Raw genomic sequence first — 20151 nt, 5'->3', positions numbered from 1 at the left:
AAAGCATGTCTGAATTAAATGAATTGATCATGGAGCAGCTTCATTGGTTTGTCGTCGGAATGGTCATGATCATCTTGATCTTATGGATAACCTTAATTGTTCAAGGGGCAAAATTGCGCAAGATGAAGCGCAGATACGATGCGATGATGGCAGGCAGCGGGGTAGAAGATATCGAATCTCTGCTGGTCCAGTTGAAAATCCAAATGGATGAAATTGAAGAAGGGCATGCCAGTCATCAAAAAATGCTGGATTCCATCAACGGCAGCTTGAAAGGAATGAAATCCAAAGTTGGCATCGTCAGATATAATGCATTTGGCGAGCGGGGGAACGAAATGAGCTTCTCCCTGGCTATCCTGAGTGAGGAGGAGGAAGGAATCGTTCTGACCGGTCTGCATAACCGGGAGAGCTCCTATGTGTACGCCAAACCATTAAAGGATGGGCAATCCAAATATCCATTGTCTCCAGAAGAAAAGGAGGCCGTTACTCTTGCGCTGCAAGAAGGGAAGAACGGTTCCACTCCTTGATCCCTGCAAACAGGCAGGTAGCAATAATGTCAGATAACCGCATGACCAAGCTTAATCGAGTGTTCTGCAATACGAAGTATTCCATAAAGCCGCCGACATTGACGATTCCCGTGACGTGGATATCGCCAACCGGCGGTAATTCTTTATGTACGCCGGCTCCAGGCTTAAGAGGGCCATCTGCGATCTGAATGGAGCCTACGCTGGTTGATTGGCCTAAGCAGGCGTCAATCCCGATCACAAAAGGGTTATCGAATTTCTCATATATGGCGGTCAGCGTATCCTTGAGATTCATGGCGTGGACAGGCTCGTCCAGCGTCCCGTAAAGATGGAACAGCGGACTGTTGTAGCGGGCAAGTGAAGTGCCGACCAGTGGCCCCAGGCAGTCACCGGTGGACCGGTCGGTGCCGATGCAGACAATGACAAGCGGCCGATGCTGAATACGGGCGTCGGAAAGATGAAAGAGCAAGCGATGTATAATAGCAGAATGGATATTAGGGTCCGTGTGTGGTATTTTTAAGCTGGAAGCCTCCGGGCGAGACGTGATTTTAGATAGACGGTTCATAGAATCTTCCTTTCGTCTGCATTTGGTAGTATCAGTATATGGATGAAAGACTGTTTTTATACTTTGCGTTTTGCTAAAATGCGATTTAATCATTTTGAGCAGTGGCCATGCTTTGAATACGTAAAGGACATGGACCTTGTGCAGAAGTTCTATGAAATGTTGATTTATTTTAAGAGTTTTATATAAAACCCTTAATTGCCGGACATGATGATGAGAGATACATACAACTAAAATGATAGGCAGCATGAAGGAGGATTGGGCAGTGGAAGGTGCGATGGTGATCGCCTTCGATTCTACCCAGCAGGCGCTGCGCGCAGAAATGCTGCTGGAGTATGCGGATATCGAAATAGATCTGTTCCCTACGCCGAAAGAGATCACGGCTGGCTGTGCATTATCGATTCAATTCCCCCCTGATGCGTTAAAGGAAGTTCAAGAGATCATCCGGCTGGAGCATGTGGAGATCCGGGGCATTTTTGTGCTTGATGACAACGAGAGGTATATCAACATCGAGGAGTAAGGGAGGACATCAGGGATGAGGGGCTTTGGTTACTTGTCAGGGGAAACTACAGAAGATGGAGTAGACTTGCAAACGATAGCTGAGGAGGCAGAGGGCTTGAAAGATAAGATCTGGGGATGGCTAACGAATGAGGAGATGTGGATGAATATTCTGTCATCCGGCATTCGGGTAATCATCATATTTATTCTGACGCGTCTCGTTATCCGGGTTGTGTATAAAATGATTGATCAGTTTCTGCTCCGGCAGGAGAAGAGCCGAATCCAGGTGAACTCAAGACGCTTTGTCACGGTAGGGGAATTGTTAAAAAATGTAACGTCCGTCGTATGTAATTTTGTCATGATCTTAATCATTCTGTCGGAGTTCAACTTCAAGCTAGGACCGCTGTTGGCTGGTGCCGGTGTACTGGGTCTTGCCATCGGTTTCGGTGCACAGAGTTTGGTGAAGGACGTTATTACCGGATTCTTCATTATATTCGAGGATCAGTTCGCCGTAGGTGACGTGATCAAGAGCGGCGAGTACCGGGGAACGGTTGAAATGATCGGACTGCGCACATCGCGTGTCAGGGGTCTGAACGGGGAAACCTATATCATTCCGAACGGGATGATTACCAGCGTTACGAACTACTCTCTTTCCAACTCGCTCGCGATAGTGGATCTGCCTGTGAAGAACGATCAGCAGGTGAAGGATACGATAACATTGATTCAATCGGCACTTACGGGAATCATGGACCGCCGGCCCGAGGTGCAGCGTGCGCCGGATGTGCTTGGGATCCAATCTTTGACAACGTCGGAATATGTGGTTCGCATCGTAGCCGAGTGTAATCCAAATGCCAGGGAAGCAGTGGAACGCCAGATTTTTACCGATATCAAACAGGCCATTGAAGCACGCGAGCTGGGGCAAGAACGCGTTCAGGGTTGAACTATTCGGTGATCCGGTGGTATATAATAGATAAAAGCGACGAAACAAAAGGGAGCGGTAACCATGGAGCGCAAGGTTTTTCAGTTAGGGGATATCGTTCAGATGAAGAAGCCCCATCCTTGTGGAAATAATGAGATGGAGATTATTCGCATGGGGATGGATATTCGGATTAAATGCACGAAGTGTCAGCACAGCGTGTTGATCCCCCGTGTAAAGTTCGAGAAGAATATGAAGAAGGTTTTACGTTCGGCGGAGGAATCGGAAGGGGCAGGGGATACACCTTAATATTTCCTCCCCGGAAGCTTCCCAAGCCAGTGTTCATGAAGCATCCGGTAAGGCGAATCTGATCGAGCAGCTAAAAACAGATGGAGACAAGCTATTGACCAGATAACGTTTCCATGATATAATCAATCTTGCTGTGGAAAGGTACCCAAGAGGCCCAAGGGGGCTGACTCGAAATCAGCTAGGCGTCGCAAGGCGTGCGTGGGTTCGAATCCCACCCTTTCCGCCACCAATCGTTCTAAGTTCCGCTGTTATGGATACAGACGATATTGTTACATAAGCCGAGGCGATAAGCTGTACCAACGCCTTTGAATAAAACACCCTCATGCAGGACAGATGACTTGCATGAGGGTGTTTTTCGTTGTCGAGAGGATGACTCCAGATCAGGAAGCGGATATGAACATAAAAAGAAGGGCCCATTAGGGCCCTTCTTTCTGGGTAGGCGGTGCTTGTGAATTGGAATCATTTTATCAGCACTTCTGCGAACCTTGTCAACAGCTTCACTTGTCCTAAAGGTCAAGCATTCGGCTCATTTCCTCAGCTTGCAATTCGTGCGACGATCAGAAACCTTCTGCGTTGTTCAGTTGCAACGTTCAACGGAACCACACCTCTCTCATGCACCGCCTGATTATAATGTGCGCATAAAGGGCTGTTTGTATACATGCTAATTTCAACGAATGACAATTTAGAGTAAATGGTCAGCATTCATTGCTTGGACCACAGCCATTTTGACAAAGCTCGGACCTGGGGCAATCTCAGGATGCAATAGGGCGCCGAACAATACCATGGGTCTGGAACGCTCCAGGCTGTTACTTAGGCTGCACCCGACGCTTGTTTAACCATACGCGATCATCATTTTGAGTTTCAGGAAAGGTGTCGCCCTTGCTCATTTTAATTTGACGCGGGTTCTCGATGCCCATAATATGGTCTCTAACGCCAACTTCCATATAAATGCCGTTGTTTGGCGCTTTGTCGCCTGCACGAAATTCGGTCTGTTCTCCCATTATGGAATTCCTCCTCATTATGATGGATGGACTGCATGTATTATCATGCGCCATCAGACCTTAAATCATTGCAGGGAAAGAGAGAAAGGCGCGGTAATAAAGGGAAGAGGGCATGTTTGGAATCGAAAAGAAACTTGCATCCGATCATCCGTTCTGATATAGTATTATGGTGCGAGTTAGACTCGCTCCTTGCTCTCAACATCGATTGAGGGCCGAAGTCCATAAGGAGGTGAAACATATGCGCAAATATGAAGTGATGTACATTATTCGTCCTGACATTGAACAAGAAGCTGTTCAAGCTGCAGTCGATAAATTCCAAGGCATCATCTCCAACGGCGGAGAAATTACAAAGCATGACGTAATGGGTAAACGCCGTCTTGCGTATGAGATCAAGAAATTCCGTGATGGCGTCTACGTTCTGGTAAACTTCAACGCAACACCTGAAGTTGTAGCTGAGCTTGAGCGTCTCATGAAGATTTCTGACGAAGTCATTCGTTATCTCATCACGAACGACGTTGCTTAATACGAACCAAACTTTGTAATTGATTTCGTTCTAAGGAGGGGATTGGATTGTTGAACCGTGTCATTTTGATTGGCCGACTGACTAAGGATCCCGAGCTGCGATATACTCCTTCAGGTGTTGCTGTAACGCAATTTACACTTGCTGTTGATCGTCCGTTTACTGGACAAGGCGGGGAGCGCGAAGCGGATTTCATTCCGGTCGTGACCTGGAGACAGCTTGCGGAGACTTGTGCGAACTATCTGCGCAAAGGCCGTCTGACGGCTGTAGAAGGACGCATTCAAGTGCGGAATTACGAGAATAACGAAGGTAAGCGTGTATACGTCACCGAAGTCATTGCCGATAATGTTCGCTTCTTGGAGTCAAACCGTGAAACAAGCGGTGGCGGAGGAAATCGTGAGGAATCATCGTTCAACGGAGGAAGCAACAGCAATAGCGGTGGCGGAAACCGGGGGAACAATAACTACTCGCGAAACAACAATCAGGATCCTTTTTCCGATGAAGGAAAACCGATCGATATTTCGGATGATGATTTGCCATTTTAATACGGAAAGGACTGACAACACATGGCTTTTAAACAAAGAGAAGGCGGAGACAACGACAAAAGACCGGCACGCCGCGGCGGCCGCAACAAGCGTCGTAAAGTATGTTTCTTCACTGTGAACAAAATTACTCACATTGACTATAAAGATACAGACCTGCTCAAGAAATTCATCAGCGAGCGCGGAAAAATCCTGCCTCGTCGTGTAACAGGTACTAGCGCTAAATATCAGCGTGCCCTGACGATTGCGATCAAACGCTCCCGTCAAATCGCATTGCTTCCATACACAACGGAGTAATCCTTTGTGTGTAAAGCGGTTCAGCCTAATCATAGGCTGGGCCGCTTTTTTATTAGGTATACAACACAAGTGCTTACTTCAACATCTCGCAAGGGATACCTCAGTCATGTGACGGAGTGTCATTGAGAAAACAACGTCAGCAGATGCTTGCAAGACCACGTCGCTGCCCATTGCGAAATCGTGAAAGCATCCATGTTGAGAGGCAGAGGTTAAATCATATATGAAACAAGAGCAGGGACAGACCACCTCGGTTTCAAACAGACTTAACCAAATGTTGGGATATAATGTCTTCACGGAAGAATCGTGTCTCCCCTGAGTGTACATTATTAAAGCGTAGCAGCGATCGATAAATACAAGCCTAGTGTAAAGCTTTCCAGTTTTAAAGCCCTGAAATCATGTCTACTTCGAAAGGACAGTGTCTATTGTAAGCAATACAATGATAAGAACAATGGGCGCTCCTGCTATAAAGGAATCCATGAATGTAGGCCGATCGCAAAGTAGGCTAAAAAAATTCCTTCTATTATATATAAGTATCTGTCGCCTTTCCGCATGAAGGGCGACATGATATTTGTCTTGTATATAGAATGCGATCCTTCTCATATATCGAAAAAAGAGAATGGTAGAGGCCTATTTCTTATTCTCGTATGAAGTTTGATGTCTATCGTGTACAAACATGATAGACGAACATCGTTACGACCGTGCGGTAAGGAAAATTTAATAATGCGATTACATTAAAATTGCAGAAATTTTTCAATCTGATGATGTCCTCTCCAGGGATACAAGCGTACATGGAGTGGAAGCTCCATGATGTTAGTCTTATTATGCATATTCCTCCTCCATTATCCAAACGATAAAGGAAAAAGGAGGTAGTCGTATGTGCAGAAGATTTTCGCTGTCCGCAGGGCTCGAAGAAGTGAATCAACGCTTTGGCATCCAACGGGTCATGTATTACTACAAGAGCCGGTACAACATTAGTCCTACCCAAACCATGCCGGTCATTGTACAGGAACAGGGGGAGCGGGTACTCGATGAGTATCGGTGGGGCTTGGTTCCATATTGGGGAAAAGACGCGGTCAATGCCGATATTACGACAGTTGATCAGAATCCCACTTATCGCAAAGCGATTGATACAAGACGCTGCGTTATACCTTGCAACGGACTATATTACTGGAGGACGGTTGGCAAACGGAGTTATGCCGTACGGACCGTGATCGGAGAGAATGAAATATTCGGTATGGCGGGCCTATACGAGACATGGCGGGATGCCAGGGGAAATGAAATGAGAACCTGCACGGTTCTGATGACGGATGCAAATGAAGCGATATCGGAGTTCGAAACACGGATGCCGGCAATCTTGTCGGAAGATAACATGGCCAAGTGGCTGGACCCGGAAATCCAGGGAAGGCATGCGGTTCATCCGCTGCTTCATACTTACCGCGGACAGATGCGCACATATCCGGTAACGCCTTTAGTGGCCGACGATACGCATGATCATCAGCAGTGCATTGAAGAAATGGATTTGAAGCTTGCCTGGGTGAAGAACCTGTAGTTCGTAAGTATGAAAGAACGAGGTTGATTAATCTGACATGAAACAGAACGAGAAAGCAATCCGGAAGATGCCACCGGATTGCTTTTTTAGGCTTTTAATGCAGTAGAGGGACGAGACCATGAAAGGCAATACCTCCAAACAGGCGTCATCTAATACGGAATTGAAGCTTACGGTTAGGATGAAATATTACATAAAAATGGGCTTTATCTAGATTGAGCAGAGATAGACTTGAATTGCGTTATATATTTTAACATGAAACTCACTTTTTAGTACTCTTAATCAAAATATTAGAGCTGAATTCAAATTGTTTGTAATATAACATTACATAATTTCAACAAAACCGAAAGCGATTATAGTTATAAATTGTAAATAAATCTTGATATTACATACATTTTCAGTAAACTAAGGATATACAACGGAGATAAACTTAATTATTAACCTCGAAAACGACGATAAAAACATGATTTTTGAGAAATATGAAAAAAAGTAATTGACGTTACCTAAATTTACACGTATCATAACATTAATTTTATAGGCAAGAAGATATTGCTAGAGACTTTGGCACTAATTGACCAATGGTATATTTTCTGTAAAACTTTCAAGTTATTTCACATCATGCAATGACATCCTAGAGAACGTAAAGTTCAGTACCGAAATTATTTAAGGATGATTTCAATATTCGTCCTGATAATTTATAATGCAACAACATTTTTTAAGAGGAGGATTCGCATGAAGAAAAGAATGTCACTCCTGCTGGCAATCATGCTTCTGGCCATCACGGTATTAGCAGCTTGCGGAGGCGGAGGAACAGCAGAACAGCCACCAAGTCAAGGGGATCAAACGGAGCAAACTCCACCAGCTGAAGGCGATGGCGAAGAAACTACAGAACCGCCAGCTGAATCTGGTGACGAAAGCCAAGGCTATTTTGAAGCTGAAGACCCATCTTTGAATCCAGCAACTGCATTGAATCGTAAAGACACGCTTGTTGTAGGTATGACTGCACCTAAAGGGGTATTTAACCCGTTCTACTGGCAGACTGCTTATGACAAATATGTCGTAGACGCTATCTTTGATTCTTTCTTCGCAGTTCAAGGCGACGGAACGTACCAGAACCGTTTGGCGGAAAGCGTAGAAGTCTCCGAGGATAAATTGAAGTACACGTTCAAATTGAAGCCAGGCGTGACGTATTCCGATGGCACTCCTGTTACTGTAAAAGACTATGCTTTTGCAATGAAAGTTTATCATGATTCCAGCTATGACGGCCAATCCGATCTGTTGTCCGTTCATATCAAAGGCGGTAAAGAGTACAACGAAGGCAAAGCTACCGATATCTCCGGTATTAAAGTCATCGACGACAATACCATTGAAATCGAAGTTACCGAAGCAAATGCAATGACCAAGGATAACCTCGGTACGGTTGCTTTTGCACCAGAAGCCTACTATGGCAAAGGTTACAAGCAAGGCAACCTGGAGTACATGAAAGATCTGCACGCTAAACCAATCGGAAGCGGTCAATATGTATTGAAGAGCTACTCCCCAGGTCAAGAGGTAGTACTCGAAGCTAACGCTAACTACTTCCTGGGCGCACCGAAAATCAAGAACGTTATTTACAAGACTACAACTGAAGAAACCAGATTGGCCATGTTCCAATCCGGCGAAATCGATATGGATATGGTTACCGTTAACGAAGACAACGTAGAAGAATTGAAGGGCATGGGCTTCCTGGACGTCAACATCTTCCCAACCAACGGTTACGGATATGTTGCCATGAACCACAATGATCCTAAATTCCAAGACGTTAAGGTTCGTCAAGCATTGATGTACGGTTTGAACCGTGCAGAAGTAGTAGAAATCATCTATGGTCCTTATGCGAACGTATTGAATATTCCGCAATCCAGCGTTTCCTGGGCTTACACGGACGAAGGCATTGAGCCGTACGATTTCGACATGGAAAAAGCGAAGCAGCTTCTTGATGAAGCAGGTTGGGTAGCCGGCGCAGACGGTACTCGCGAAAAAGACGGCAAGAAATTCGAAATTCATTTCTCTGCAACAGCTGACAACCCGGTTATCGATGCTCTGATTCCGGTTATGACGCAAAACTACCAAGAACTTGGCATCAAACTGACTGCTGAAACGTTGGATTTCAACGCTATCATGGATAAGAAGGACAAAGGCGAGTTCGAAATGTTCTTCGCGGCTTGGGGCTTGACTCCGGATCCGGATTCCACGGTTTACATTACAGATGGACAGCAGAACGATATCGGCTTCTCCAATCCAGATTACGATGCAGCTATGAAAAAAGGTCTGAACGCGTTTGATCTTGAAGAACGTAAAGCAGCTTACGCTGAAGCATATCAAGTGCTGAACCAAAACGTTCCGGATCTCTTGATCTATCAAAGACGCGATATGTGGGGTATTAACAGCAGAATCAACGGCATGGACATCACTCCATACAAAGACTTCACCATCGATCTCTATAAAGCCGAAATTCAACAATAACAGCAGGAAACATATGCTCAGCTCGCAAGAGCTGGGCATATCCACTTATAAGCCGGGAGGAATATTATGAAGCAGTACATTATCCGGAGGCTGCTGCAGATTATCCCGACAATGATCGGGATTTCGATTATCATATTTGCAATATCAGCATTGGTTCCAGGTGACTATATCACTGCAGTGAATAACCCGACGATGACTGCTGAGAAGGCAGCTCAGCTTCGGGAAATTTATGGTTTAGATAAGCCGCCAGTAGAGCGTTATCTTACATGGGTCGGCAATATGCTGAAGGGTAATCTCGGAGATTCCCTTGTGCACAAACAACCTGTTACAACCGTTATGGGCAATTATGTATGGAACTCCTTTTTCATCGCTATTTTCAGTTTGATATTGAGTTGGATTATTGCTATTTTTGCCGGCGTATTCTCGGCTAAATTCCAGTATTCTTTATTCGATAAAATCATTACGCTATTAATCTTTTTATGTATGTCACTGCCCTCTTTCTTCATCGGACTTCTTCTCATCAAATTTTTAGCGTTGGATCTAGGGTGGTTCCCGGTTGGCGGTATGAAGACATCCGGAATGAATGGAAATACGTGGGAACAATTGGTTGATATCGCTTGGCATATGTTCTTGCCGGTTACGGTACTCACGATGCTTAGCACAGGCAGCTTGACGCGGTATTTCCGTACAAGCATGCTGGAAGTTATTCGTCAGGATTACATCCGGACGGCTCGTGCTAAGGGGTTGAAAGAACGTACGGTAATTTTCAAGCATGCTCTGCGTAATGCCATGCTTCCTGCGATCACCCTGATGGGCTTTGAGCTGCCAGCTTTGTTTGGCGGCGCCATCATCATGGAGAAAATTTTCATTTGGCCAGGGGTCGGTCAGGTTTATCTGGAATCGATCAATATGCGGGACTATCCGTTCATGCTTGGTTTCACGGTGTTCATATCCGTACTGACACTTCTGGGCAACCTGTTGTCTGACGTTCTGTATGGAACTGCAGATCCAAGAATTCGCTTAAAGTAGGAGGAGATTCATTTGTCCGCAGAGGCTGCACCATTAAAAACGAATCTACCAGTACCGAAGAAGCAGCCGGATTCCCCGTGGCGGATCGCTATTCGCCGTTTTTCCAGAAACCGTCTTGCTGTCATCGGACTTATCATAATCGTATTTATGTTTTTGCTGTGTTTTATTGGTCCATTGTTCTCGCCATATTCACTGTATGACTACAGTGTAAAAGATAAAAACTTGCCTCCAAGCGCCAAATATTGGCTAGGCACGGATAAGCTCGGCCGCGACGTTCTTCTGCGTATGATGCTTGCAGGCCGGATTTCCCTGACGGTCGGTCTTGTCGCAACTGGAATCTCGGTTATCGTGGGAGCGACGCTTGGCGCGCTGGCCGGGTTCTATCGGAAATGGGTCGATACTCTGATTATGCGTATTGCCGATATATTTATGGCGATCCCGACGCTCCCGATCCTGATCATTTTGGGTGCGGTGCTGTCAGACTTAAAGGTTGATCCTTCTGAGCGAATCTATTTCTTGATGTTGATTATAGGTATCTTAGGCTGGAGTGGAATTTCCCGCCTTGTACGCGGACAGATATTGACACTTCGTGAACAAGAGTTTATGCAGGCAACGGAAGCGCTGGGCCTTAAAGACCGACGCAAAATTTTCCGTCATCTGCTGCCGAATACAATTCCGATTATTATCGTATCCGCAACGCTTGGCGTAGCCGGAGCCATTATTTACGAATCAGCGTTAAGCTTCTTGGGAGTTGGGGTCGTTCCGCCAACACCTTCTTGGGGGAACATGATCTCGGCCGCAAACAGTTTGATTGATTTCCGTAAGCGGCCTTGGCTGTGGATACCGCCAGGCATGTGTATTCTTGTTACCGTAGTTGCAATCAACTTGATCGGTGACGGGCTTCGCGACGCACTTGACCCGAAAATGAAGAAGTAGGAGATGCGAATATGGCAAAAGAATTAGTAGAATTCCGCAATTTAAAAACGCATTTTCAAACCTCCGCAGGCACCGTGAAAGCCGTCGACGATGTAAGCTTCAAAATCCGTGAAGGTGAAACACTGTGCGTGGTGGGTGAGTCGGGCTGTGGCAAGAGCGTAACAGCCATGTCTCTTATGCGTTTGATCGATACGCCTCCGGTAGGGGGAGAAATCCTGTATGAAGGCAAGGACCTGCTGAAGATGAGCAAGCGCGAGATGAGCTTGATTCGCGGCAATGATATCGCCATGATCTTCCAGGAACCCATGACCTCGCTCAACCCGGTATTAACGATCGGGGAGCAGATTGTGGAGCCGATCCTGCTTCATCAACTCGTTAACCGTAAAGAAGCAAAACAACGCGCCATCGATCTGATTAATTTGGTTGGAATCCCGCGTGCGGAGAAGATTTTCGACTCTTATCCGCATGAACTCAGCGGCGGTATGCGCCAACGGATCATGATCGCGATTGCCCTCAGCTGTAATCCGAAGCTGCTGATCGCGGATGAGCCTACAACCGCGCTTGACGTTACGATTCAGGCCCAGATTTTGGATTTGATGCGAGACATTAAGGGTAAACTCAACACTTCGATTATGCTCATCACGCATGACCTTGGCGTTGTTGCCGAGATGGCGGATTATGTTGTCGTTATGTACGCAGGCAAAGTCATAGAAGAAGCTCCGGTCATCGAGCTGTTCAAACAGCCGAAGCATCCATATACCAAAGGTCTTCTGAAAGCGAAGCCGGTCATTAATCAGACGCAAGAACGTTTGTATTCGATTCCGGGACAAGTGCCTAACCCGGTAGATCTTGGAGACAACTGTCATTTCCATGATCGCTGCGAATTCTGCATGCAGATCTGCAAGGAGAAAACGCCTCCGCTCGGTACGGATCCTAACGGCCATAAGGTCGCTTGCTGGCTGTATGAAGAGGAGGGGAAAGCCTAATGAGTCAAGCACTGATCGAAATAGACGGTTTGAAGAAATACTTTCCCATCACCGGCGGCGTATTTCAACGAACCGTGGGCAATGTAAGGGCCGTTGACGGAGTCAGCTTTACCATCAACAAAGGGGAATCCTTTGGACTTGTAGGTGAATCCGGCTGCGGCAAGAGCACCATTGGACGAACCATTCTTCGATTGCTGGAAAAAACGGAAGGCAAAGTCATCTTCAATGGTACCGACATCCATTCCTTATCCAAGGAGAAGATGCGTGCCTTGCGTCCGAAGATGCAGATCGTATTCCAGGATCCATTCAGCTCGCTGAATCCAAGAATCAAAGTGGGCGAAGCCATCGGCGAAGCACTCATTGACCATGGGTTAGTTAATCGTAAGGAACTTAAAGACCGCGTGATTGAAACGCTGGAAATTTGCGGCCTTGCCGCCTATCATTACGATCGGTATCCGCATGAATTCTCCGGCGGTCAGCGTCAACGGATCGGGATTGCCCGCGCATTGATTCTGAATCCCGACTTTATCGTCGCGGATGAGCCGGTATCTGCACTGGATGTATCGATTCAAGCGCAAATCATCAACCTGCTGAGTGATTTGCAGCGCGAGAAGCAGCTGACTTACTTGTTCATTTCTCATGATCTCAGTGTTGTAGAGCATTTGTGCAACCGAATTGGGGTAATGTATCTGGGATCGATGGTAGAAATGGCAAGCAAGGAAGAGCTGTTCCGCAACCCGCTGCATCCTTATACGAAAGCATTGCTGTCTGCCGTGCCGGTACCGGATCCAACGCTGAAGCGCGATCGGATCGTACTGAAAGGCGACATTCCAAGCCCGGCGAACCCGCCTTCAGGCTGTAAATTCCACACACGCTGCCCGCTGGCTTCGGACCTGTGCAAACAGCAAGTGCCGGAATACCGCAACGTAGGTAATGATCACTTTGTTGCTTGTCACTACGCTTAATAGGACTCTTCATATCCAGGTTTTCTGACAACAATTAGCGTGATGATTAAGATTTACAGATTCATAGAAGGACTTCCTATCGTCTGCGGACGGTTGGAGGTCTTTTTCGTTTTTCGGACATGCTCGTTTCATTTACAAAAATTTCTAAACAGAAAATTCAAAAAAAAGCAGACCAAATGCCTCTTTCAACCGTCTATAACTATGGAGGGCTAATTCTATGAAAAAACGGTGGCTTTGGCTGGTCATGATGTTGCTAATTATCGTCCCCATAGGGGCGGTTGTCATAGGAAATATAGAACGAGCGGGGTTTAAACCGAAGGTCGACGCGCGAGCCGTCGTCTTAATGGATTTAAATACCGGGCGTATTTTGCTCAGCGAGAATGGCGATTTACCCTTACCGCCTGCTAGCATGTCCAAGCTGATGACCGAATTGGTTATCCTGGATGACATTAAGACCGGGAAGAGATCCTGGGACGATGAAGTCAAGATAAGCGATACCGCAAGCGATGTCAGAGGCGTTAAAATCGCCTTGAAGTCCGGCGAAATTTTGACGGTTCGCGAGTTGTTCCAGAGCATAACGGTTTATTCGGCCAATGATGCGTCCGTGGCGCTTGCCGAGCATTTTGCGGGCTCTGAGGAAGCGTTCGTCCGGAAGATGAATGCCAAGGCCAAAGAGATTGGCCTATCCAGCGCGACCCGTTTCGTGAACGCATCAGGAGTCGAGCAGGGCACCGCCAATGGTCATGCCTGGTCCTCGGATGGAGAAACGGTAATGACCGCAGAAGATACGGCTAAACTAGCCGCGCATCTCATTAGAAGCCACCCGGATATTCTTAGCACTTCCAGCAAAACGCAGACGAAGATAAGCGGACGCAATTTATATTTAAGCAACACCAATTGGATGCTGCCCTCGCTTGGCGGCCCCTATTCCTACGAAGGCACCGATGGATTAAAAGCAGGGTACACGGCGAATGCAGGGTACTGCTTTACGGGAACAGCCGAGAAGCAAGGCAGCCGGCTTATTGCCGTTGTCATGGGTACCGAATCCAAAGAAGCAAGGTTTGAAGAAACGCGAAAGCTGTTCGATTACGGATTTTCCAAGACCTTGACGTGGAGAGAGCGGCTGGACGACTGGTTCCAATATTCGGGAACCGCAGCCGCTCTTCAGCATGAGAACAGACCGGTTTAACGGATCCATGAGGATTTGGTAGATTTATAGAACTGCCCGTGAAGGGTTCACATTTGACAATATTCTGGTTTACAATAGATGATGTGTTATAACTGGCCTACCAGTATGAAGTGAGTCAACGGGAGGAGTTCCCGTTTAATAAGAGAGGAGGGTGAGCCAAGCAGCTTAGGGTGCAAGCAAAGACCTTTAACGATCTGACTTATCCATTAATTTATTTTATAATAAAGAAGGAATTGAACTCATGAAGAGGAAATCATTATATATTACGCTCGCTGTTGTCATATTGCTGGGCTCTTCCGCATTTCTGTTCAGAACGCAGCTTGCGGTCGTGGCATTTGATCTGTTTATGGCAAAGGACGTAGAGGAATCGTTACAGAAATCGTATAAGCCGCTCCAGAGCGACAAGACGCCTGAGCCGGTCGTACTCCAGAGCAAGCCGTTCTCGGTCATGCTGCTGGGAAGCGACCAACGGGAAGACGAGCCGGCCCGTTCGGACACGTTGATTTATGCGGTTGTGCGTCCCATGGAGTCGAAAGTGCTCCTAATCTCGGTACCGCGGGATACGTACGTCGATATTATCGGCAAGGACAAGAAAGACAAGATCAACCATGCGTTTGCATATGGCGGTCATCAAATGGCGAAAGATACGATGGAAGCATTTTTCGATGAGGAACTTGATTATTATGCCTCCATTAATTTTCAAGGTTTGAAGGATGTCGTTGACGCCCTTGGCGGCGTCGAGCTGCCGATCCGCAAGGATATCGTCAACAAAGGCAGGGATCATGAGAAGTTCACGATTGAAGCCAACAAACCGATTTACAATGGCGAGGAAGCCTTGAATTATGTCCGTTATCGTGAAGATAGCGACTTTAATCGGGCGAAGAGACAGCAAGTATTTTTGGATGTAGCGGCTAAGCGGGTCATGAAGCTGGATCAGATCGGCAAGGTGCCTGAACTGATCGAGATTATGGGAGATAATTTTCAGACCGATATGCAGCCTAAATTCATTATTGACCTGGCGAAGCAGATGCTGACCGGAGGCAAAGTGGATATGACCAGTTATACGATCATGGGAGAAGGCATGAAAATTAACGGCATCTATTATAATGAGGCCGACATGGAGGACGTGCAGGAAGCCCGCGATCTAATCGACAACTGGATGAACCCGGATACGCCGGCAGACCAGCTGCTGCAGCCTAAAGATGCAGAGAAACAGAAATTGCAATAACATAAACACCGGTACATCCGGATGATGTCATAGTACGTTGCTTCATCTCAATCAGCAGTCCGGATTGCCTGGCTGCTGATTTTGTGCCCTATACAAGGGAATCGAAACGACGGAGTTAACGTATGTATGAGTATGGATAGGGGAAGGAGTAACCTGCATACCAAGCTTTTGGATCAGGAAGGTTACTTAACATGATTCCATGAGGTTGGAGTCATAAGGAGGATAATGCATTATGAATATCGCTTTTTTTCTATTACCGAAGCAGGAAGTGATTTGTTTAACGCTGGACTCCACGCTTAGGCAGACGCTGGAGCGGATGGAGTTTCACCGTTACACGGCGGTGCCCGTGCTGGATAAGAACGGTCAATATGCAGGCACCGTAACCGAAGGCGATCTGTTATGGCATATGAAGAACTCGGAAGGCAAAATCACTTTTGAGAACGCTTCGAAATTTTTGCTGAAGGATGTTCCGTTCCGCATGGATATCAAGCCAGTATCGATCGATGCCCGGATGGAGGATCTGATTAATTTGGCCAAGGTACAGAACTTTGTGCCTGTGGTGGACGACATGAACCGATTTATCGGGATTGTCCGCAGAAGCCTTATCATCGAGTACTGTGAACGCTTTGTTTCCAAGGAGACGATGGAATCCCAAGGGGCAACATAATCATGTAGGAACGCAAACAACAAAGGGCGTGGGACCACGAGACATCGTGGGTAACACGTCCTATTTCTATAGAAGCGGGGCAGCAGTCAGCATGCAGGGGAATAACCGGGAGCCGTTTGGAGTACAAAGAGAAGGTAAGTTATCTCTGCCATGGGGACTAAGGTTGGACAGGGTGCCCCGGGGCCTTTGTGTGGGCGGCTTTTTTTTATGCTATAATGGAGAATAAAGCTGTTTTCAGGGAGAGATGGATATGCCAAATATGCCGAAGGACTTGGATGTAGCGAAACGCGCCAAAGTGATTGAATGGCTTAAAACCGAAGTAATTGATCATGTATCCCGGTTATTCAAAGCTCTATGGGAAGGCAGCACTACAAAGGTTGGAGACAGTTTGGCGAGCCTGATGATGAGCTCCTACATACTGGGCCGAAGGCTCGGCTTGACCTATCGGGATTTGGACGATCTCTTGTTGGAGAAATTGAAAAAGCATAAGCAGGAAGGACATCAGCTGGAAGATTGGTATCAGGATATTTCCGCGCTCGAAGAACATTTGCGTAAGAGGTGAACATATTGAAATTGCGCTGGACTACGGCGGTATGGAGCGTTGTATATTTGCTTCTGCTGCTATCACTACTCACACCCTTTTCGATCGTAACGGCTTTCTTGTTGGTTCTGCCGGTTGCGATTCTGTTTACGGCTTTGAATACAAAATCATTTATCATGCATGTGGTGCCGGTGTGGCTGATCGCGCTTCTGATTCATCCCATTTATTTACTGCTCGCGATCTATTTTGCGATTCCGGGGATCGTGATGGGGTATTTATACCGGAAACGGAAGGCAGCCATGCAGGTGTTGAAGTATGGCATGGCCGTCATGCTGGTGGAACTGCTTGTTCTGCTGATGATCAGCACGGCCTTCTTCCAATTGAATCTGTCGGAATATGTGGATGAGATCGTAAAGATGACGACCGCACCGCTTACCGAGATGGGGGTTGAAGGCGGCCTGGGCGGCCAGTTCCTTGGCACCGAACTCGATACACAACTCATTAAAGATCAAACGATGCGTTTGGTTCCGTTCGCGATGATTATCAGCTCGTTCCTTATGACGGTGGTCACGCATGCTTTGGCACGGCCCACCCTCAACAGCATGGGTTTATCCGTGCCGCGGCTGAAGCCGGCCAGAGAATGGATGCTCCCGCGTTCCCTGATCTGGTACTACCTGCTCATTTTCTTCATCAACATAGCAACCGTCAATTCGGACAATACCTTCATGAAGATGATAGTAGCCAACGCTACGCCATTGCTGCAGATCTGCTTCATGATTCAAGCGCTGAGCTTCTTCTATTATCTGGCACACGAGCGGAAGTGGCATCCCATCGCGCCGCTTTTGACGGCCATACCGATTGTTCTGTTCCCGCCGGCAATGATTATCGGAATCCTGGATCTGGCGTTCCCGCTTCGTCAGGCATTTAGTAAAAACAAAAGATAGGGTGATGAGTCATGCCTAAATTTCTGCAGAAACGCTGGCACGGCTATCATACCGTCTGGGCGTTTGCGCTGGTGCTTCTGCTTGTTATTTTTCTGTCGTTCTACAATACGATTCTGGGGCTGGTCGGGCTGCTGCTTGCGGTGGTAGGCGGCTACGCGATGCTGAAGGCGGAGATGAAGTTTCGCCGCGAGCTGGTGGATTATATCGGAGATCTGTCGTTTCGGATTCAGCGGGTCGAGGGCGAAGCGGTCAGCGTGCTGCCATTTGGCATTGTGCTGTACAGCGAGGATAAGACCGTGGAATGGCATAACCGATTCGTAGTCAATATGTTTCCTCAACAGCCGCTGGTCGGCGCTTCATTGCAGGAATTGTTCCCCGAGCTGGTGACAGCGCTAAAGGAAATCCAGGAGAAGAAGGATAGCAAAGAGAAGCCGCCGAAGGAAATTCGGCTGGAGATTTCCCATGAGGATAAGTTCTATGGAGCTACGGTAATTCCGGATGAGCGACTCATTTATCTGGATGAGATCACCGAGCTGGCGGTCCTCAGGCAGCGGTACGAGGATGAGCGGCTGGCCTTGGGCATTATCATGATGGATAACATCGATGAGGCCTCGCAGGGGATGGATGATCAACAGCGAACGGCACTCATTGCAAAGGTCACCAGCGAGATTACGAATTGGGCCCGGGAGTTCAATGTCTACTTACGGAGGCTCTCCTCGGACCGTTATTTGATGATGCTGAACCACAGGTCGCTCGATGCGCTGGAGAACAGCCGTTTTCTCATTTTGGACGAAGTCCGGGAGATGACGGCCGATCTGAAGGTACCGCTTACGCTAAGCGTCGGTCTTGCCTTTGGTTCAGACGATATCACGGAGCTCGGGCAGCTTGCCCAATCCAGTTTGGATATGGCACTGGGCCGGGGCGGAGATCAGGCCGCTGTCAAAGCCGGCCAAAGGCTCTCCTTCTATGGCGGTAAATCCAACGCGGTAGAGAAACGAACGCGCGTAAGAGCGCGAGTCATTTCCCATGCGCTGCGCGATTTGATGCAGGAGAGCGACAAAGTGATCATCATGGGCCACAAGCTGCCGGATATGGACGTGGTCGGCGCTGCGATCGGCATCCTGAAAGCAGCCCAAATGTATAAAGTCGAGGCTTATATCGTGATGGAGGGAATGAATCCGTCCATTTCGAGGATTATGGAAGAGGTCCGCAAGGATGAAGCCTTGATGAGCCGATTCATCTCGACCGAACAATCGATGCAGATGATGACGGAGCACACGCTGCTCGTTGTCGTGGATACCCATAAAGCCTCCATGACGATGGAGCCGAGGCTGGTTCATCGCGCAAGCCGGGTGGTCGTGATGGATCATCACCGGCGCGGCGAAGAATTTATTAATGACGCTGTGCTGATCTATCTTGAGCCGTATGCCTCTTCAACCTGCGAGCTGGTGACGGAGGTGCTGCAGTATATTCACGACCGGGTATCCCTTACTCCGGTTGAGGCGACGGCATTGCTGGCAGGGATTACGGTGGATACCAAGCATTTTGCCCTCCACACGGGATCGAGAACGTTCGAGGCGGCCGGGTTCCTGCGGCGTCACGGAGCTGACACCATGATGATTCAGCGGGTGCTCAAGGAAGATCTGACAGAATTTATAGCGAAGGCAGAAATCGTGAAACATGCTAAAATGGTATTTGACCATATCGCTATCGCGGTGGCGAAGAGCGGGGAGCCCATGCCGCAGCTGCTCATCGCTCAAGTGGCGGATATGCTGCTGAATATGACGGATGTGCAGGCATCCTTTGTCATTAGCGAGCGCACCGACGGCAAGATTGGCATTAGCGCCCGTTCGATGGGCAAGATGAATGTTCAGATGATTATGGAACGTCTCGGGGGAGGCGGACATTTAACGAACGCCGCAGTACAACTGGATACGACGCCTGAGAAAGCCGAGGAGAAGTTGATGGAGGTACTGAAGGACATCGAAGCGAAAGAGGGGTTATTTGAATGAAAGTCATTTTCATAAAAGATATGAAGGGTCAAGGCAAGAAAGGCGAAGTGAAGGAAGTTTCGGAAGGATATGCAACAAACTTCCTGATTCCGCGGGGAGTTGCTCGTCCGGCTACCGATGGGAACATGAAAACGCTGGAGCAGCAGCAGGCCTCCGAGGAGAAGCGCAAGGCTCAGGAGAAGGAAGAGGCGCAGGTCCTCGGCAAGAAGCTGGAAGAGATGACGGTGGTCCTGAAAGCCAAAGCTGGAGAGGGCGGTCGTCTGTTCGGCGCCATTACCAGCAAACAAATTGCGGAAGCATTGGCAGGACAGAAGATCAAAATCGATAAACGCAAAATTGAGCTTAGCGATCCGATCCGCAGCCTGGGCGTTACCCAGGTTCCGGTGAAGCTGCATCCTGACGTCAAGGCGACGCTCAAGGTTCAAATTACGGAGGAGTAA

22 protein-coding genes and 1 tRNA gene are annotated in these 20151 nt (G+C 47.7%); 21 read left to right on the top strand and 2 right to left on the bottom strand.

The genetic code is table 11. The features are described 5' to 3' along the window. The first annotated feature begins 5 nt into the window (after window positions 1–5). Complete coding sequence (locus M1D70_RS31305) at window positions 6–524, top strand: DUF4446 family protein (RefSeq protein ID WP_015738124.1); 519 nt, start codon at window positions 6–8, stop codon at window positions 522–524. On the opposite strand, the gene yyaC is transcribed toward M1D70_RS31305, so the two are convergent. Continuing rightward, complete coding sequence (yyaC, locus tag M1D70_RS31300) at window positions 481–1086, bottom strand: spore protease YyaC (RefSeq protein ID WP_036671913.1); 606 nt, start codon at window positions 1084–1086, stop codon at window positions 481–483. The two genes, M1D70_RS31305 and yyaC, sit on opposite strands and share 44 nt — an antisense overlap. A 262-nt stretch (window positions 1087–1348) precedes the next feature. On the opposite strand from yyaC, the gene M1D70_RS31295 reads away from it, so the two are divergent. The 4 genes from M1D70_RS31295 to M1D70_RS31280 all read left to right on the top strand — a co-directional run bounded on the left by M1D70_RS31295 (window position 1349) and on the right by M1D70_RS31280 (window position 3032). Next, a complete protein-coding gene (locus M1D70_RS31295) occupies window positions 1349–1603 on the top strand; it encodes a DUF3343 domain-containing protein (protein WP_009591553.1) in 255 nt (84 codons plus the stop codon). 15 nt (window positions 1604–1618) lie between these two features. Beyond that, entirely contained in the window at window positions 1619–2521 is a 903-nt protein-coding gene (locus M1D70_RS31290; RefSeq protein ID WP_456288822.1) for a mechanosensitive ion channel family protein, read from the top strand. 63 nt (window positions 2522–2584) lie between these two features. Then, on the top strand, window positions 2585–2806 hold the full coding sequence (locus M1D70_RS31285; RefSeq protein WP_433941922.1) for a DUF951 domain-containing protein: 222 nt from the start codon (window positions 2585–2587) through the stop codon (window positions 2804–2806). A 135-nt stretch (window positions 2807–2941) separates the two neighbouring features. Further along, window positions 2942–3032, top strand: a tRNA-Ser gene (locus M1D70_RS31280). Window positions 3033–3612: 580 nt separating this feature from the next. Here the strand turns inward: M1D70_RS31280 and M1D70_RS31275 are convergent. Further along, complete coding sequence (locus M1D70_RS31275) at window positions 3613–3807, bottom strand: YjzC family protein (RefSeq protein ID WP_015738119.1); 195 nt, start codon at window positions 3805–3807, stop codon at window positions 3613–3615. A 238-nt stretch (window positions 3808–4045) separates the two neighbouring features. Here M1D70_RS31275 and rpsF point away from each other — a divergent pair, with 238 nt between their 5' ends. The 16 genes from rpsF (at window position 4046) to rplI (ending at window position 20151) form a co-directional block, all read left to right on the top strand. Beyond that, window positions 4046–4330, top strand: a complete 285-nt coding sequence (gene rpsF, locus M1D70_RS31270; RefSeq protein ID WP_009591503.1) for a 30S ribosomal protein S6 — start codon at window positions 4046–4048, stop codon at window positions 4328–4330. A gap of 47 nt (window positions 4331–4377) precedes the next feature. After that, window positions 4378–4872 (top strand): single-stranded DNA-binding protein, encoded by a 495-nt coding sequence (gene ssb, locus M1D70_RS31265; protein WP_009591476.1) that lies wholly within the window; start codon window positions 4378–4380, stop codon window positions 4870–4872. Window positions 4873–4893: 21 nt separating this feature from the next. Continuing rightward, on the top strand, window positions 4894–5166 hold the full coding sequence (gene rpsR / locus M1D70_RS31260) for a 30S ribosomal protein S18 (protein ID WP_006207333.1): 273 nt from the start codon (window positions 4894–4896) through the stop codon (window positions 5164–5166). Window positions 5167–6040: 874 nt separating this feature from the next. Beyond that, window positions 6041–6715 (top strand): SOS response-associated peptidase, encoded by a 675-nt coding sequence (locus M1D70_RS31255; RefSeq protein ID WP_009591531.1) that lies wholly within the window; start codon window positions 6041–6043, stop codon window positions 6713–6715. Between the two features lie 729 nt (window positions 6716–7444). Continuing rightward, on the top strand, window positions 7445–9214 hold the full coding sequence (locus M1D70_RS31250; RefSeq protein WP_009591538.1) for an ABC transporter substrate-binding protein: 1770 nt from the start codon (window positions 7445–7447) through the stop codon (window positions 9212–9214). Between the two features lie 66 nt (window positions 9215–9280). Beyond that, window positions 9281–10243: an ABC transporter permease gene (locus tag M1D70_RS31245; protein WP_009591558.1), complete on the top strand. Its 963-nt coding sequence runs from the start codon at window positions 9281–9283 to the stop codon at window positions 10241–10243. 12 nt (window positions 10244–10255) lie between these two features. After that, complete coding sequence (gene opp4C, locus M1D70_RS31240) at window positions 10256–11179, top strand: oligopeptide ABC transporter permease (RefSeq protein WP_009591529.1); 924 nt, start codon at window positions 10256–10258, stop codon at window positions 11177–11179. Window positions 11180–11190: 11 nt separating this feature from the next. After that, the gene (locus M1D70_RS31235) at window positions 11191–12165 is read left to right on the top strand and encodes an ABC transporter ATP-binding protein (protein ID WP_009591511.1); all 975 of its coding nucleotides are present in this window, start codon (window positions 11191–11193) and stop codon (window positions 12163–12165) included. Continuing rightward, the gene (locus M1D70_RS31230; RefSeq protein WP_009591536.1) at window positions 12165–13130 is read left to right on the top strand and encodes an ABC transporter ATP-binding protein; all 966 of its coding nucleotides are present in this window, start codon (window positions 12165–12167) and stop codon (window positions 13128–13130) included. The genes M1D70_RS31235 and M1D70_RS31230 overlap by 1 nt, the downstream gene beginning before the upstream one ends. A 217-nt stretch (window positions 13131–13347) precedes the next feature. Then, complete coding sequence (locus M1D70_RS31225; protein WP_456288821.1) at window positions 13348–14319, top strand: D-alanyl-D-alanine carboxypeptidase family protein; 972 nt, start codon at window positions 13348–13350, stop codon at window positions 14317–14319. 241 nt (window positions 14320–14560) lie between these two features. Beyond that, entirely contained in the window at window positions 14561–15547 is a 987-nt protein-coding gene (locus tag M1D70_RS31220) for an LCP family protein (RefSeq protein WP_009591478.1), read from the top strand. Window positions 15548–15779: 232 nt separating this feature from the next. Further along, a complete protein-coding gene (locus M1D70_RS31215) occupies window positions 15780–16214 on the top strand; it encodes a CBS domain-containing protein (protein ID WP_009591456.1) in 435 nt (144 codons plus the stop codon). Window positions 16215–16473: 259 nt separating this feature from the next. Continuing rightward, window positions 16474–16776: a MazG-like family protein gene (locus M1D70_RS31210; protein ID WP_175320760.1), complete on the top strand. Its 303-nt coding sequence runs from the start codon at window positions 16474–16476 to the stop codon at window positions 16774–16776. A 5-nt stretch (window positions 16777–16781) separates the two neighbouring features. Then, on the top strand, window positions 16782–17699 hold the full coding sequence (locus M1D70_RS31205) for a DUF2232 domain-containing protein (protein ID WP_009591515.1): 918 nt from the start codon (window positions 16782–16784) through the stop codon (window positions 17697–17699). Between the two features lie 11 nt (window positions 17700–17710). Next, window positions 17711–19711 (top strand): DHH family phosphoesterase, encoded by a 2001-nt coding sequence (locus M1D70_RS31200; protein ID WP_009591530.1) that lies wholly within the window; start codon window positions 17711–17713, stop codon window positions 19709–19711. Beyond that, window positions 19708–20151 (top strand): 50S ribosomal protein L9, encoded by a 444-nt coding sequence (gene rplI / locus M1D70_RS31195; RefSeq protein WP_009591490.1) that lies wholly within the window; start codon window positions 19708–19710, stop codon window positions 20149–20151. The genes M1D70_RS31200 and rplI overlap by 4 nt, the downstream gene beginning before the upstream one ends.

It is taken from the genome of Paenibacillus sp. AK002 (assembly GCF_053903045.1).
The sequence above is the reverse complement of the archived record's forward strand: the minus strand, read 5'-3'. Positions and strand labels throughout refer to the sequence as shown.

What these genes read in the sequence shown, in the direction of transcription:
- M1D70_RS31245 (WP_009591558.1), top strand. Translation starts at nt 9,281, where the DNA reads ATGAAGCAGTACATTATCCGGAGGCTGCTGCAGATTATCCCGACAATG.
- M1D70_RS31210 (WP_175320760.1), top strand. Translation starts at nt 16,474, where the DNA reads ATGCCGAAGGACTTGGATGTAGCGAAACGCGCCAAAGTGATTGAATGG.
- M1D70_RS31215 (WP_009591456.1), top strand. Translation starts at nt 15,780, where the DNA reads ATGAATATCGCTTTTTTTCTATTACCGAAGCAGGAAGTGATTTGTTTA.
- M1D70_RS31285 (WP_433941922.1), top strand. Translation starts at nt 2,585, where the DNA reads ATGGAGCGCAAGGTTTTTCAGTTAGGGGATATCGTTCAGATGAAGAAG.
- M1D70_RS31250 (WP_009591538.1), top strand. Translation starts at nt 7,445, where the DNA reads ATGAAGAAAAGAATGTCACTCCTGCTGGCAATCATGCTTCTGGCCATC.
- M1D70_RS31255 (WP_009591531.1), top strand. Translation starts at nt 6,041, where the DNA reads ATGTGCAGAAGATTTTCGCTGTCCGCAGGGCTCGAAGAAGTGAATCAA.
- M1D70_RS31275 (WP_015738119.1), bottom strand. Translation starts at nt 3,807, where the DNA reads ATGGGAGAACAGACCGAATTTCGTGCAGGCGACAAAGCGCCAAACAAC.
- M1D70_RS31305 (WP_015738124.1), top strand. Translation starts at nt 6, where the DNA reads ATGTCTGAATTAAATGAATTGATCATGGAGCAGCTTCATTGGTTTGTC.
- M1D70_RS31230 (WP_009591536.1), top strand. Translation starts at nt 12,165, where the DNA reads ATGAGTCAAGCACTGATCGAAATAGACGGTTTGAAGAAATACTTTCCC.
- M1D70_RS31200 (WP_009591530.1), top strand. Translation starts at nt 17,711, where the DNA reads ATGCCTAAATTTCTGCAGAAACGCTGGCACGGCTATCATACCGTCTGG.
- rpsF (WP_009591503.1), top strand. Translation starts at nt 4,046, where the DNA reads ATGCGCAAATATGAAGTGATGTACATTATTCGTCCTGACATTGAACAA.
- yyaC (WP_036671913.1), bottom strand. Translation starts at nt 1,086, where the DNA reads ATGAACCGTCTATCTAAAATCACGTCTCGCCCGGAGGCTTCCAGCTTA.
- M1D70_RS31225 (WP_456288821.1), top strand. Translation starts at nt 13,348, where the DNA reads ATGAAAAAACGGTGGCTTTGGCTGGTCATGATGTTGCTAATTATCGTC.
- rpsR (WP_006207333.1), top strand. Translation starts at nt 4,894, where the DNA reads ATGGCTTTTAAACAAAGAGAAGGCGGAGACAACGACAAAAGACCGGCA.
- rplI (WP_009591490.1), top strand. Translation starts at nt 19,708, where the DNA reads ATGAAAGTCATTTTCATAAAAGATATGAAGGGTCAAGGCAAGAAAGGC.
- M1D70_RS31290 (WP_456288822.1), top strand. Translation starts at nt 1,619, where the DNA reads ATGAGGGGCTTTGGTTACTTGTCAGGGGAAACTACAGAAGATGGAGTA.
- M1D70_RS31235 (WP_009591511.1), top strand. Translation starts at nt 11,191, where the DNA reads ATGGCAAAAGAATTAGTAGAATTCCGCAATTTAAAAACGCATTTTCAA.
- M1D70_RS31220 (WP_009591478.1), top strand. Translation starts at nt 14,561, where the DNA reads ATGAAGAGGAAATCATTATATATTACGCTCGCTGTTGTCATATTGCTG.